12 protein-coding genes are annotated in these 12,590 nt (G+C 61.5%); 4 read left to right on the forward strand and 8 right to left on the reverse strand.

Features of this window, described 5'->3' with window-relative positions; genetic code table 11:
* Nucleotides 1-2: 2 nt before the first annotated feature.
* Complete coding sequence (locus V1280_RS10870) at nucleotides 3-494, reverse strand: MarR family winged helix-turn-helix transcriptional regulator (protein WP_334522905.1); 492 nt, start codon at nucleotides 492-494, stop codon at nucleotides 3-5.
* A 103-nt stretch (nucleotides 495-597) separates the two neighbouring features.
* Between V1280_RS10870 and V1280_RS10875 the strand changes: the two genes are divergently transcribed.
* Both V1280_RS10875 and V1280_RS10880 read left to right on the forward strand, forming a co-directional pair.
* Nucleotides 598-1,551, forward strand: a complete 954-nt coding sequence (locus V1280_RS10875) for an SDR family NAD(P)-dependent oxidoreductase (RefSeq protein ID WP_334522908.1) — start codon at nucleotides 598-600, stop codon at nucleotides 1,549-1,551.
* 91 nt (nucleotides 1,552-1,642) lie between these two features.
* The gene (locus V1280_RS10880) at nucleotides 1,643-2,293 is read left to right on the forward strand and encodes a hypothetical protein (RefSeq protein ID WP_334522911.1); all 651 of its coding nucleotides are present in this window, start codon (nucleotides 1,643-1,645) and stop codon (nucleotides 2,291-2,293) included.
* 565 nt (nucleotides 2,294-2,858) lie between these two features.
* Here the strand turns inward: V1280_RS10880 and V1280_RS10885 are convergent.
* The 3 genes from V1280_RS10885 to V1280_RS10895 all read right to left on the reverse strand — a co-directional run bounded on the left by V1280_RS10885 (nucleotide 2,859) and on the right by V1280_RS10895 (nucleotide 4,632).
* Entirely contained in the window at nucleotides 2,859-3,227 is a 369-nt protein-coding gene (locus V1280_RS10885) for a DUF427 domain-containing protein (RefSeq protein ID WP_334522914.1), read from the reverse strand.
* A gap of 111 nt (nucleotides 3,228-3,338) precedes the next feature.
* Nucleotides 3,339-3,776 (reverse strand): GlcG/HbpS family heme-binding protein, encoded by a 438-nt coding sequence (locus V1280_RS10890; RefSeq protein ID WP_334522917.1) that lies wholly within the window; start codon nucleotides 3,774-3,776, stop codon nucleotides 3,339-3,341.
* 112 nt (nucleotides 3,777-3,888) lie between these two features.
* Nucleotides 3,889-4,632 carry an SDR family NAD(P)-dependent oxidoreductase gene (locus V1280_RS10895; RefSeq protein WP_334522920.1) on the reverse strand — a complete coding sequence of 248 codons (744 nt, stop codon included), beginning with the start codon at nucleotides 4,630-4,632 and terminating at the stop codon, nucleotides 3,889-3,891.
* A gap of 168 nt (nucleotides 4,633-4,800) precedes the next feature.
* Here V1280_RS10895 and V1280_RS10900 point away from each other — a divergent pair, with 168 nt between their 5' ends.
* Entirely contained in the window at nucleotides 4,801-5,721 is a 921-nt protein-coding gene (locus tag V1280_RS10900; RefSeq protein WP_334522923.1) for a LysR family transcriptional regulator, read from the forward strand.
* A 416-nt stretch (nucleotides 5,722-6,137) separates the two neighbouring features.
* Here the strand turns inward: V1280_RS10900 and V1280_RS10905 are convergent, their stop codons facing one another.
* The 4 genes from V1280_RS10905 to V1280_RS10920 are packed head-to-tail and all read right to left on the reverse strand — an operon-like array spanning nucleotide 6,138 to nucleotide 11,350.
* Nucleotides 6,138-7,355 carry a CaiB/BaiF CoA transferase family protein gene (locus V1280_RS10905; RefSeq protein ID WP_334522926.1) on the reverse strand — a complete coding sequence of 406 codons (1,218 nt, stop codon included), beginning with the start codon at nucleotides 7,353-7,355 and terminating at the stop codon, nucleotides 6,138-6,140.
* Between the two features lie 11 nt (nucleotides 7,356-7,366).
* The gene (locus tag V1280_RS10910; protein WP_334522929.1) at nucleotides 7,367-9,568 is read right to left on the reverse strand and encodes an acyl-CoA dehydrogenase family protein; all 2,202 of its coding nucleotides are present in this window, start codon (nucleotides 9,566-9,568) and stop codon (nucleotides 7,367-7,369) included.
* Nucleotides 9,569-9,615: 47 nt separating this feature from the next.
* Complete coding sequence (locus V1280_RS10915; protein ID WP_334522932.1) at nucleotides 9,616-10,425, reverse strand: enoyl-CoA hydratase/isomerase family protein; 810 nt, start codon at nucleotides 10,423-10,425, stop codon at nucleotides 9,616-9,618.
* A gap of 58 nt (nucleotides 10,426-10,483) precedes the next feature.
* Nucleotides 10,484-11,350 (reverse strand): FadR/GntR family transcriptional regulator, encoded by an 867-nt coding sequence (locus V1280_RS10920; protein ID WP_334522935.1) that lies wholly within the window; start codon nucleotides 11,348-11,350, stop codon nucleotides 10,484-10,486.
* An 81-nt stretch (nucleotides 11,351-11,431) separates the two neighbouring features.
* On the opposite strand from V1280_RS10920, the gene V1280_RS10925 reads away from it, so the two are divergent.
* The gene (locus tag V1280_RS10925; protein WP_334522938.1) at nucleotides 11,432-12,571 is read left to right on the forward strand and encodes an acyl-CoA dehydrogenase family protein; all 1,140 of its coding nucleotides are present in this window, start codon (nucleotides 11,432-11,434) and stop codon (nucleotides 12,569-12,571) included.
* Nucleotides 12,572-12,590 lie beyond the last annotated feature (19 nt).

The raw sequence follows: 12,590 nt of genomic DNA on the forward strand, positions 1-12,590 counted from the left end.
CCTCATCTCGACTCGCCACCCGCGTTTGCTGGCACGTCGAGCAACCTTCGCAGTAGATCAGTACACAGCAGCAGGTCTTCCTCGCTCCAGGATGCGACCCTCGTCCGGAACGCAGCGCCTTTGGCCTGCGTCGCGAGTTCCATCCGCCGACGGCCATCGGCGGTCAACGACAGCACAATGCTTCTTCGATCGGAGGGGTCAGTCGACGTCGCAGCCAACCCCAAGCGCACCAACTCGCGAGTAAGGCGGCTTGCCGCGCTGCGGTCCATGCCCACTGCCTCCGCTACGGCACTCGGCTTGGCCGGGCCGTACGACTTGAGCCAGAGCGCGATATGGAACGCTGCCGGCTGCAGCCCGGCGGAAAATGTTTCCGACGCCTGTGCCGTCAGAGCACGGGACTGGCTCACCAGCGCGTTCAATACGGCACCCAGCCCCCGAATGCGCTCTTCTCGCCTGCCTCCATCCCGTGGTGCTTTGCTCGAATGCGAAATCATGATTCCACGCCTGCCTATCGGTTCCCTAATCATTGCCAGATTAGTTGACAAATAGCCACCATCATTACATAGTGGATATATATCCACCAAAATAGGAGCGCCTATGTCGCCGCCTCGTCCCACCGTCGTGCTAACCGGCGGAACCAGCGGCATCGGCCAACGCACCGCGGTTGCGCTTGCGGAGAAAGGCGCAGATCTGGTTCTCACTGCCCGCAGCAAAACCAGGGCCGACTCCACAATAGAGATCATCGAACGCGCCGCGCCCGGAACAAAGGTCGATATACACTACGGTGATTTCGGCGATCTGGCCTCGGTTGCCGCACTCGGACGCGAGATCGCCTCACGCCACAGCCGGATCGATGTGCTGATCAACAATGCCGGGATTCATGCGTTCAAACCCCGCGTCACTAAGGACGGCTATCCGGAGATGGTCGCGGTCAATTATCTAGCGCCCTGGCTTTTCACGAATATCCTGCTTGAGACAGTTGTCAGGTCAGCGCCCTCACGCATCGTGACCGTCGCATCGGAAGCCTCCCGGCAAGGCGCCGGCTTTGACCCACTCGCCGCCCTCGTCGACAAACGCCAGTTCTCCGCTCGAGGCTCCTCGGTGATCTACGGTCAGACCAAGTTGTTGGATATCATGTTCTCGATGGAACTGGCGCGCAGGCTGACGGGGACCGGAGTAGCGGTAAACTGCCTCTGTCCCGGATTCAACGTGACGGATCTCGGGCGCGAACTTTGGTTCGCAGCACCACTCGAGCGTTTATTGACTTGGCTAAAGGTCGGCAATCCCGAACGCGGCGCGGGAATCATCGTCAGCCTCGCCAGCGATCCCGCCTTCGCTGGTGTGACAGGCGGCTACTTTTCCGTCAGTGACGCGTCACGGCTCGCCGCTGTGGCGCCAGGCGACGATCCCCAAGCGCTGCAAGCACTTTGGCAGGCAACGGCGGAACGAGTTGCAGCGTTCCACCGGGATGAGGTCGTCGAGAGACGCGCCCATCCGATGGCAACGAGCGAACCGTCACCGCCCGGTCCGATATCTTCATCTGCGATGTAAAACTTGTGATTCCTGTAATCGATGACATGTAGTAAATGCCGTCAAATCTATTGCGCAAGTATTGACGCCATAACTGACTTTCCGGACTCATATGCGCAGGCTTCGGATTCTCTGCCTTCACGGATATCACGGGCATGCCAAAATGCTTCAGACGCAGATGGCACCCCTTACGAAAGGATTGGAGCTGTCCGCCGAGTTCGTCTGCGTAGACGCGCCGTCCCTCTCGACCGGGCGCTTCGGCTGGTGGCACGCTGTTTCGACCGAGGATCGTAATCGGAAGCACGTCGGCGTTGTCGGATCGGCGAGGCGATACGAAGGGTGGACCGAAACGAAAGATTGGATGATTTCGCTGTTTGAGCAAAGCGGTCCGTTCGACGGCGTGTTCGGTTTTAGCCAGGGAGCTACGCTCACGTCGCTTCTTGTCGGTTTAAGAAATCACCGTGCGGAAGGCGGGATCTCGTTCGATTTCGCAATCATGGTCGGCGGGTTTGCCAGCAACGACGGCAGTCACGCAGATCTATATCAACGGAAATCGCAATACGATTTGCCCTCGGTTCACATCATCGGCAAATCGGACTTGATAGTCCCGAGCAGCCATTCCGAACATCTTGCGGGTTTCTTCAAGGCCCCCCTTATGCTGAGGCATTCCGGCGGGCATGTTATTCCCAGCGATCCGCTAGTGCAGAACGGCGTCACCACCTTCCCGCAAGAAAGAGCGCCCGACTCCGACCTGGCACATTGAAGCGCAAATCGAAATGTCTGATCAGAAGAACTTGATGACGCTAACATGGAAAGGTCTGAGCACTTACCCAGACGACGAACCCCGGACAGACCAGGTTCCAGCCTCCGCGCAGCCTCACTGCGCAATAGTGATCAGCGAAGAAGCAGAGCAGTGCGGGAAATACGACAGCGTATTAAGAGACACGTGAAACATGCGATCGGAAGGCGAGCATCAGAACGTGTAAAGCAGTCCATTGGTCAGAATGAAAATCCGACCCTCTCTTTGAAACGGCTGGAGCGCGTGAAGCGCGCCAACTCGAATTATCCGATCGGATTTTCAATTGCATACCATAAGCTTAGACGCGCAGCCAGTTTTTGTGTTGGACGCTTTGTTTGGACGTTTCATTGGACGCAGCTGGGCCCGACGAACCATTGTTTATCGCTTAGCTGAAGATGTCGAGACCGGCCTCTGGTCGGTTCCTGTACGCATAATCCCGTTTGTTGAAGAGTGTATTGAATGCTTCGAGGACAAGCGCCTGTTCCTTTCTTCCATCGACGCCATCTCTTATGCTCCTTCCTCTCGCCGGTTAACTTATCTCGTCGATCCGGTCCGGGTAGAAGGCGACATAATCCTTGATCTGCGCCATCGCTTCAAAAGGAGCCTCATAAGTCCACACCGCGTTGCGTGAGCGAGCACCGCCAGCAGGAATGCTGTAGTAGGAAGCGTCGCCTTTGTAGGGGCAATACGAAGTGTGTTCGCTGCGCATAAGCGCGGCCATATCGACGTCCCGACGGGGGATATACTGAACGGGCGGATACGACGCCTCGCGAAGTGTCAACGCAGCGCTTGTGTCGGCGATGATTTTTCCGCCGACCTTGACCACGATGCGAGACGGGTTCGCCTCGATCGAAATCGGGTGGTCCGGCCCCGGAATCTTCACTGGCTTGTCAGTCATGACTTGTCTCCGTGTTGGCAGGTGCGGGTGGTCACTATCGCGCTCTCCGAAGGTGTGCTCATAGGGCTTGTTCTTCTGGACGGCCGTGAATCATCGTGATCTGAGCTCCAATTATTCGGCTCGCATCACATCGGCCACGAGCGCAAGGGCTGCTTTCGCGCAATCGACGTCGTGCTGCACCGTGGGAGCCCCACTCACACCGATTGCCCCGACGACTTCTCCGTCCACCTTGATAGGAAAACCTCCTCCGTACGCCGCCACACGCGCAAGCGTGGGGATCCCAGCCAGAAGCGACGGGTCGCGCTGGATAAAGTCGAAAAAGTCCTGGGTGGAGACGCCGAACAGAGCTGTGTACGCCTTGTTCTGCGCAATCTCGATGGAAAGGATCGGGGCCCCATCCATCCGGCCAAAGGCCTTGAGATTGCCGCCGTCATCGAGGATCGCGACGTTCTCGGCGACCCCCATTTGTCTGGCTTTTGCCACCGCTTGATCGATCATCTTCTGTGCCAGTTCGGAAGAAATGCTGTGCTTCGTCACTACGTTGCCCATCGGGCTCCTCCCACTATTTGAAATGCGTTGCGCGCCAATCGGGTTTGGTCGCAACAATCGACTACCGTGACCAAGCCCGATCGATGAAGCGCGAACGAGAAAGCCCTTAGAGTCAGTGGCTCTTGCCACCATCGACGTGGAGGACATGGCCGGTGATGTAGGAGGCTCCCTCCGACGCGATGAAGACGATCGCGTTGGCGATTTCTTCCGAGAGGCCGAGACGCGCCATCGGAACGGTCGCCGTCAGCGCCGCCTTGTTCTCCGGCGTGCCCGTGAAGCGGGTCAACATGCCGGTGTCGATCGGGCCAGGCGCCACCGCATTGACACGTATCCCTGATTTCGCGAGCTCGAGCGCCACCGACTTGGTAATGCCTTCGACCGCGTGCTTGCTGCCGACATAGATCGGGGCCCCCGCCGCGCCCTCGTGCCCATAGGTCGAGGAGATGTTGATGATGGTCCCGCTGCGCTGTCCCTGCATGACGCGCGCTTCGTGCTTCATGCTCAGGAGTACGCCGAGAACATTGGTGTCGAACGTCGCGGAATAGCTTTCCGCGGTCTGCTCCGTGATCGGGCCGGGTTTACCTTCGGTGCCGGCATTATTGACCGCGATATCGAGGCGCCCGAAGCGCTCGACGGTGCGGTCGACGAGACGACGGACATCGTCTTCCTTGCGCACATCGGCCTGGACGAATTCGGCTTCGGCACCGAACGAACGGAGCTCGCGAACCAGTGCCTCGCCGGCATCCGGCTTGCGCCCAGAAACAACAACGCGATTGCCCGCTTTCGCGAACGAGACCGCCGCAGCGCGGCCGATGCCCGTGAGGGCCCCAGTGATGAGAACGACTGATGATGGCATGATTTATCTCCTTGATAAGAAAAGATTTCTCTGGCCGCCGTATCCAACCGGGTGTTGTGAGAGGGGTCGGTTGCGGCGTTGGCCCCAAGATGAGCGTTCTCGACCAATTGAAAAACAGGCCATAATTCCAAACATATCGGACATAGGTGTCCGATATGGAGTTCGCGGATGGACAGTCTGGGATCGCTCAATGCGTTCGTTCGGGCCGCCGAAACCCGAAGCTTCACGGTTGCGGGACGGCAGCTTGGCGTGTCGTCATCGGCGATCGGCAAGGCCGTGGCGCGGATGGAGGAACGGCTCGGCGTGCGCCTCTTCCATCGCAGCACGCGCAGCATCACACTCACCGCGGAAGGCGCCCTGTTCCTCGATCGGTGCCGGCGCATCTTTTCTGAAATCGAAGCAGCGGAGCTTGAGCTGTCGCAGACACACGAGGCCCCGCGCGGCACGCTGCGTGTCGGTCTGCCATTGGTCGGCATGCTGATGATACCGACGCTCGCGGCGTTCATGCGGACCTATCCCGAGATCATGCTGGATCTCGATTTCAGCGATCGGATCATCGATGTGATCGAGGAGGGTTTTGACGCCGTGGTGCGCTTCGCCGACGCCGGCGACACGCGCTTGATGTCGCGGGCCTTGGGCACCTATCGCCGGCGCCTGGTGGCGGCCCCGGCTTATCTCGCGGCCAAAGGTGTTCCCAAAACCCCCGATGACCTCAAGGCTCATGCCTGTCTGCACCACAGGTTTCCGACCAGCAGAAGGTTCGAGCAATGGCCCTTGCCGCCTGAGCAGGCCGGCGTCGAGATTGAGCTGCCGAAAACGGCGGTCGCAAGCACGCTTGAGCCGCTGATCTATATGGCCGAGCAAGGCCTGGGCATCGCCTATTTGCCTGACTTCGCCATCGGCCGGCAACTTCGTGAAGGCCTGCTCGTCACGGTGCTCGACGACTACACCGACCGCTCCGGACCGCTTCGGGTGCTGTGGCCGTCGAGCCGGCATCTCGCTCCCAAGCTCAGAGCTTTCGTGGACTTTCTCGCCGCGAACCTTATTCCCGCCGTGGAAGGCGAAGCGGACAGCGGGATAAGTTTCTAGGAGAGGTTGATCTCAATCGGCGCGCCGGATCGACGGCGAGGGGACGCGCGCATAAAGGCGTGCCAAATCGCACTAGATCGTATCGTGGCGCACAAAATCGTGGAGCGGGTGAAGGGAATCGAACCCTCGTATTCAGCTTGGAAGGCTCGAAAAACTGCAGTGTTTTCAAAGGCCGTTCTGACATTTTCGGCAGTTTTGGCCCATTGAGATCGTTACAGAATTTCTCGTTGTCAGAATGGCAGCTGCGAGCCCCATGGTCGCAGTCAAACCCGTTTTGCAGCTCTAGGGAAATCCGTAAAGCGATGGGGGTAGCGCCTGTATCAGCAGCACGGCGCTGCCGCCCACCACGCTCGCACTACGACGGGCGGAGACAAGACGCGCTCCCCGAGCGGTATCACCGTCGAGCCGACTTCGAATTATGTCTGCCGCCCGCTTTTTCGATCGCCGCGGCTTCCGAACGCTCCCGCTTCGGCGAGGCGAGAGATCGCCTCGCCAGACAGGCCCAGCACCCGCGACAGCAATTCATCGCGATGCGCGCCGATCGCGGGAATGTCGCGCTGCATGGATGTCGGCGCGCCCGACATCTTCCAGGGCGCGTTCACGCCCGTGAACTCTCCCGCTCCGTCCGCGATGGTGGCAAAGGCACCGCGCTGCAGGAGATGCGGGTCGGTCAACGTCGCACCCGGGTCGCGATACTCGGCGCTGGGAACGCCGGCCTTGTCGAGTGCGGCCATGCACTCGCGCACCGTATGCTGCTCGGTCCACTTCTCGACGATCTGCATCATCGCAGTCCAATTTGCGCCCCGCGCCGGCACGGTCTTGAATCGCGCATCATCGGCGAGCTCGCTCTGCCCCGTCACCTCGCAGAGCGCGGTAAAGTTTCTCGGCGTAATCGGCGCGATCAGAACGTCGCCATCGAGGGCCCGCACCGGACCGTAGGCCGCGCGCGGCGAGCTGATCGGGAACTGCGCTTCCTGCAATTCGTAGACGAGCAGGTTCAGCATACAGTCCATCAACGCAACGTCGATCCGCTGCCCCACCCCGGTCCGCGTGCGCTGAACCAGTGCCGTCTGGATTGCAGAGTAACCGAAGATACCACCGAGGACGTCCGCAACGAAGACGGCGCCGGCCGCCGGCCGATCCCGATCGCCTGCATATCGCATCAAGGAGCGATCGAAGCCGCTTTCGGCATGAACGATCATGGCATAAGCCGCGCGCTCCGCGGCGGGGCCGGACTGCCCATAGCCGGAAATCGAGCAATAGATCAGGCGCGGATTGATCGCGCGAAGCGCCTCGTGGCCGAGGCCAAGACGGTCCATGACGCCGGGCCGGAAATTTTCGACCAGAATGTCGGTTTCCTTGACCAGCTGGTGCACCAGCTCGATGGCATCGGCGCTCTTCAGGTCGAGGGCAAGGCTATGCTTTCCAGCATTGAGCTGGCCGAAATAGGCACTGTGGCCGTCGCGGAGCGGCGTCCGGAGCCGCATGTCGTCGCCTTCCGGCGGCTCGATCTTGATCACCTCGGCACCAACATCGGCGAGCAGACGTGCGCAATAGGGACCCGCGAGCATGATCGAAAAGTCGAGCACGCGTACACCTTCGAGAGGCAGGCTCGCCGTTTGCCGCTCTTGCATGCGATACTCCTTTATCTGGGCAGCCCGAGCGCCCGTTGCGCGATCAGGCTGCGCTGGATTTCATTGGTGCCAATGCTGATGACCCACATCAGCGAATGGCGCAGGTTCTGCTCGAACCGGCCATTGTCGATCGTACCCGGCATCTGTTCGGACAGCGCCGCGCGCATGCCGAGGATGTCGAGCGCTGCCTCGCCGAAACGCTCCATCAATTCGCCGGAGAAGACTTTGCTGATGGCGCCATATTCCGGCGGCGTCACGCCGTCGACGGCAAGCTCTGCGCATCGCATCATCAACTGGCGCCCGACTTCAATCTCGGCGGCAAGCGTCGCCATCTTGTCGCGGACCATGGGATCATCGCCCAGCGCCGCGCCGCCATCATCTTTCGCGATGACATGGCTGCGCAGTTCCTCGAAGGCATGGGCAACCTTCAGAACGATACCGCCGCCGACCAGCCCGCGCTCGAAGGCGAGCGCTCCGGTCAGTACCTTCCATCCGCCGTTGACCTCGCCGACGATGTTCTCCTGAGGAATACGGACGTCGTCATAGAAGATGTTGGCGAAGGAGCCGTCATACATCGTGGTGGCCGGCCGAACCGTGACCCCCTCCGCATTCATCGGTACGATGAACATGCTGATGCCGGCGTGGGGCGGCTTCGCATCCCTGTCCGTTCGCGCAGCGAGGAACATGTATTTGCCCCACCACGTCGTGGTCCAGATCTTCTGGCCGTTGATCACCCAGTGATCGCCGTCGCGCACCGCGCTGGTGCGCAGCGCCGCGAGGTCGGAGCCGGCCTGCGGCTCGCTGTATCCCATGCCATGCATGGCCTCGCCACGGAGGATCTCTGGCAGATACCTCTGCTGCTGCTCGGGCGTCCCGAACATCATCAACGCATTGGCCTGGATCGCCGCTCCGATCCGCGGCGCCTCGCCCCGCTCCATCGTCTCCATGAAGGCGATCTGTTCGAGCGGCGACCGCGCCTGGCCGCCAAACTCGCTGGGCCAGCCGAGCCCGATCCAACCGGTCTTGCCGATATCGCGCGCGAAGTCGGCATCGAACTCCCGTTTGGAGAACGGCCTGCGACCGAATTCGGCCTTCCGGTCGCCCGACCAGCTTTCCTCGAGCCATTGCCGAACCTGTTCGCGCAGCGCATTGCCGGCGGGACCGAGATCGTATTCAGGCAGTCCGGAACTAGCGGGATCCAGCAAGGACGACGCCAGGAGGCGCTTCGCGTGCAGCGATCCACCCAGCGCGATCGTATCAAGGTGGACCCGCTTGAAATGCAGCGGCGCGTCATGTTCGTCGGCGTAGCCGATGGCACCGAACGCGTGGTGGGTCTCGAGCGAAACCCGCCGCAACGCGTCACTTGCGAACACGACGGCGCAACTGGCGAAGTAGCGCCAATCGCCGTCGTCCAGATCGTGCAGCTTCGTCGCATGGTCGAGAACCAGACGGACGCCTTCGAGGGCAATGAGGCCATTGGCGAGCTTGTGCTGGATCGCCTGGAATCTTCCGATCGGCTGGCCGAACTGGTGACGCTGCTTGACGTAGTCCGTCACCAGCTCGAAAGCGCGTCGGGCAGCGCCATGCGCCCGCGCCGTCAGCCCCAGCTTGCCCTTGAGCAGGAGATCGTCGAAAAGACCATCGTCCAGCGCAATAAGAGTGACTGGCGTCGCATTCAGCCGGACCTCATAAAAACCCCAGGCGCCCATGGCACGGGTCGGGATGACCTCGACGCCTGCCGCATCCAGCGCGACAAGTCCCAGGACTGTCCGGTCGATTGCGACGAGCAGATGCGTGCAACTCCCCGCCGCCTCCACAAAACGAAGCAATCCGCGCCCACGTTCATCCCTGACCTGGATCGAGCCGGTGCCCTGATCTGGGTCGAGCGCCCCAAAGGAGAACGCGACCCGGGCCGCGCCCGCGTGCAGCCCTTTGAGAAGATCAACAGCCGCTCCGGATTGCGAGGTGGAGAGCGCAAAATTGGCAAGCGCGGCGGACCACATCGGGGCGGGACAGGCCGCGCGGCCGAGCTCTGCGAGCACGACAGCGACCTCTCGGAGCCCGCCTTCAGCGCGATTGCAGCCGAGATTTGCGACCCCCTGCGTGACGAGCCCGCTCCACATCGCCACGATGTCGTGCGGGGCCGGTCCGTGTCTGACGCAATCGGCGTTCCACTGCTCGCCGAGAAACCCGCGCAGGGAACCCCGGAGCATCTCCCTGATGTCTTCGCCTGGAAGCTCTGCTGCATCCATGGGAGGTACTAGGCCTGACCGAACCTCGGCTTGCGCTTTTCCTTGAACGACATCGTCGCTTCCTTGTGGTCGGCGGTTCCGAATGTCACCTGCTCGAGCGCCATCGAGGCTTCCAGCATCATGTTCACGCGGTCCTTGATGATCTGGTTGATCGACAGCTTAGTCCAGCGAATGGCCCAGGTCGGACCGTTGGCGAGCTCGATTGCGATTTCCCGGGCCTTTGCCAGCACCTCCGCGCGCGGTGCGATATGATTGACCAGACCGATCCGCTCCGCCTCATTGCCCTTCAGCAGCGTTCCGCGGATGAGGAATTCCTTGGCCTTGTTGATGCCGACAAGCAGCGGCCAGATCACGGTGCCTCCATCGCCGGCGACGAGCCCGACGCGCGACACATGGGTGTCGCCAATGCGCGCGTCCTCGGCCATCACCGTGATATCGCACAGAAGTGCATGCGTCGCCGCAAGGCCGATAGCGTCGCCATTGATGGCGGCAATAATCGGCTTGTCGAGCTCGAGCTGGCGGGTGACGCCGCGCCGGCTGATCATGGGATCGTGCACTTCGCCCTCTTCGAGGACGTCACCACCCGGGCGCTCGGACATCGCCTTGACGTCGCCGCCCACGCTGAAGAACTCCCCTGCCCCCGTCAGCACGACGACGTTGACGGCGTGATCGTCGGCCAGATCGTCCCAGATCGTCCGCAGTTCGCGGATCAGCTTTTGATTGATCGCATTGCGCGCATGTGGCCGGTTCAACGTGACGGTCGCGACCTTGTCCGCGACGTCCACCTTCAGGCACTCATATTTTGCGTATTGGGACACGACTTCCTCCATTTATCTTCTTGTTTACGCACGATCTCTTTTGTCGCCGGACGACCTCTCACCGTCTCATGCCCGGCTGCATCTCGGCGAGCGCGACCTGAAGCGACATGGCGCCGGGATCCTGCTCCAGCATCCGCTGCACCGCCGCCAGGTGACTGCGCATCAGCCGCGTCGCGGACAACACGTTCCGCTCTCGCAGCGCCGACAGGAACTGCCGGCGCCGCTCGACCAGTCGCGCCATCGCAACTCCGCTCGACGCCACCTTGGCATAGACAAACCGCATATGAATCTCGGTGACCGAATCCATGATCATGGCGATCACCTTGTTGCCGCTCGCCTCGGCCAGCAGCTTGTAGAATTCCCTGGCGCATTCGACCCGATCGAGCAGTCGCCCCTCGCGCGTGGCGAGGTCAGTGCGCTCGACATTCGCCTCCAGCGCCTCGAAATCGGATTGGCGCGCGTTCGCGCACGCCAGCCTCACCCCGAGATCCAGAACATGGACCCGGGCCTCCGACAATTCGCTGACCGAGATCGTGCCCAGGCTCAACATGTCGCGCATCACGACGTTCATGCGGCTGGTGTCGCCGGCCTGAACGAAGGCGCCGCCTTTGACGCCCTTTTGCAGCCGAAGCACCCCGGCCATTTCAAGACTGCGCAGAGCCTCCCTCAGGACGTTGCGGCTGACGCCGAGCTGCTGCGCGAGGTCGCGCTCCGGAGGCAGCTTGTCGCCGGGCCTGAGGACCCCGAGCGCCAACTGCTCGCGAATTCGCGCGCAGATTTCCTCGAAGGCACGGCGGGTGTGAATGGGCCGAAACGTCGGCGATGCCGGCGCGCCGGCCGCACGGTGATCGGAGGTCCGGTCGCGCCGCGTGGGCGAGGCCGGGCGCGGACTGGCAGAACGGCGGGGGCTTGACTTGCTCGACATGAGGTGAATTATTAAATGGATCACCCATTCAATGGAAGCCCCTTTTTGGGCCTTCTGACAAAAAAGCAAACGGGGATGTCCATGAGCTTCTCGGAAGAGCAGATCGCGTTCCGCGATAACGTCCGGAAGATGGCCGCAAAGCATGTGGCGCCGATCGCGGCCGAGATCGACGAGACCGATCGCTTCCCTCTCGAGATCGTCAAGCTGTTCGGGGAAATGGGGCTGATGCAGCTCTGGGTCCCCGAGCAATATGGCGGGCCGAACGGCAACCTGACCCTGGCCTGCATCGCGCGCGAGGAAATCTCGAAGATCTCACCCGCCTGCGCCTCGATTGCCGCACTCAACACCATGTTCATCATACCCCTCCTGCATTTCGGCTCGGAGGAACAGCGCAAGAAGTACCTCCCGATCATCGCCAAAGGCGGCGTCGTGACCGCGATCGCGATCTCCGAGCCGCAGGCCGGCTCCGATGTCACCGCGATCAACACCCGCGCCAGGAAGGACGGCGACTGCTATGTCCTCAACGGCCGCAAGCAATGGTGCAGCTATGGCGTTGCGGCGGATTTCATCGTGGTGATGGCGCGGACGGGCGACGGTCCGGGAGCGGATGGCATCAGCTCCTTCATCGTCGAGCCGAAGACGATGCCGGGCATCACCTTCGGCCGGCACGAACGCAAGATGGGCTTTCGCGGCGCGCCGAACACGCCGATCTTCTTCGACAACGTTCGGGTGCCTGTCGAGAATCTCGTCGGCGAGGAGGGCAAGGGATTTCGGGCGTCGATGCGCGCCCTCGACCTCAATCGCCCGACCATCGGCGCTCAATCCGTCGGACTGGCCCAGGGCGCGCTCGACGCCTGCATCGCCTATGCGAAGGAACGCAAGCAGTTCAATAAGTCGATCTCCGAATTCCAGGGCGTCCAGTTCATGCTGGCCGATATGGCGATGCAGATCGAGGCGGCCCGCGCCCTCGTCTATGAATGCGCGCGCGCCGGCGATGCCGGCGACTGGAAACGCCTGAACGTCCTCGCCAGCATGGCCAAATGCGTCGGTAGCGACATGGCCATGAAGGTGACGACCGACGCCGTGCAGATCTTCGGCGGTTATGGCTACACGATGGACTACCCGGTCGAACGCATGATGCGCGACGCCAAATTGACGCAGATTTTCGAGGGCACCAACCAGATCCAACGCATGGTCATTGCTCGCGAGCTTCTCCGATAAGACTGCAAAAATTAAACGA

It is taken from the genome of Bradyrhizobium sp. AZCC 2230 (genome assembly GCF_036924495.1).
Lineage (GTDB): Bacteria > Pseudomonadota > Alphaproteobacteria > Rhizobiales > Xanthobacteraceae > Bradyrhizobium > Bradyrhizobium rifense.

Excerpts from the sequence above, each read along its gene's own strand:
- V1280_RS10905 (WP_334522926.1), bottom strand. The coding sequence starts at position 7,355 with ATGCAAGAGCGGCAAACGGCGAGCCTGCCTCTCGAAGGTGTACGCGTG.
- V1280_RS10900 (WP_334522923.1), top strand. The coding sequence starts at position 4,801 with ATGGACAGTCTGGGATCGCTCAATGCGTTCGTTCGGGCCGCCGAAACC.
- V1280_RS10890 (WP_334522917.1), bottom strand. The coding sequence starts at position 3,776 with ATGGGCAACGTAGTGACGAAGCACAGCATTTCTTCCGAACTGGCACAG.
- V1280_RS10910 (WP_334522929.1), bottom strand. The coding sequence starts at position 9,568 with ATGCTCCGGGGTTCCCTGCGCGGGTTTCTCGGCGAGCAGTGGAACGCC.
- V1280_RS10875 (WP_334522908.1), top strand. The coding sequence starts at position 598 with ATGTCGCCGCCTCGTCCCACCGTCGTGCTAACCGGCGGAACCAGCGGC.
- V1280_RS10920 (WP_334522935.1), bottom strand. The coding sequence starts at position 11,350 with ATGTCGAGCAAGTCAAGCCCCCGCCGTTCTGCCAGTCCGCGCCCGGCC.
- V1280_RS10870 (WP_334522905.1), bottom strand. The coding sequence starts at position 494 with ATGATTTCGCATTCGAGCAAAGCACCACGGGATGGAGGCAGGCGAGAA.
- V1280_RS10925 (WP_334522938.1), top strand. The coding sequence starts at position 11,432 with ATGAGCTTCTCGGAAGAGCAGATCGCGTTCCGCGATAACGTCCGGAAG.
- V1280_RS10885 (WP_334522914.1), bottom strand. The coding sequence starts at position 3,227 with ATGACTGACAAGCCAGTGAAGATTCCGGGGCCGGACCACCCGATTTCG.
- V1280_RS10895 (WP_334522920.1), bottom strand. The coding sequence starts at position 4,632 with ATGCCATCATCAGTCGTTCTCATCACTGGGGCCCTCACGGGCATCGGC.
- V1280_RS10880 (WP_334522911.1), top strand. The coding sequence starts at position 1,643 with ATGCGCAGGCTTCGGATTCTCTGCCTTCACGGATATCACGGGCATGCC.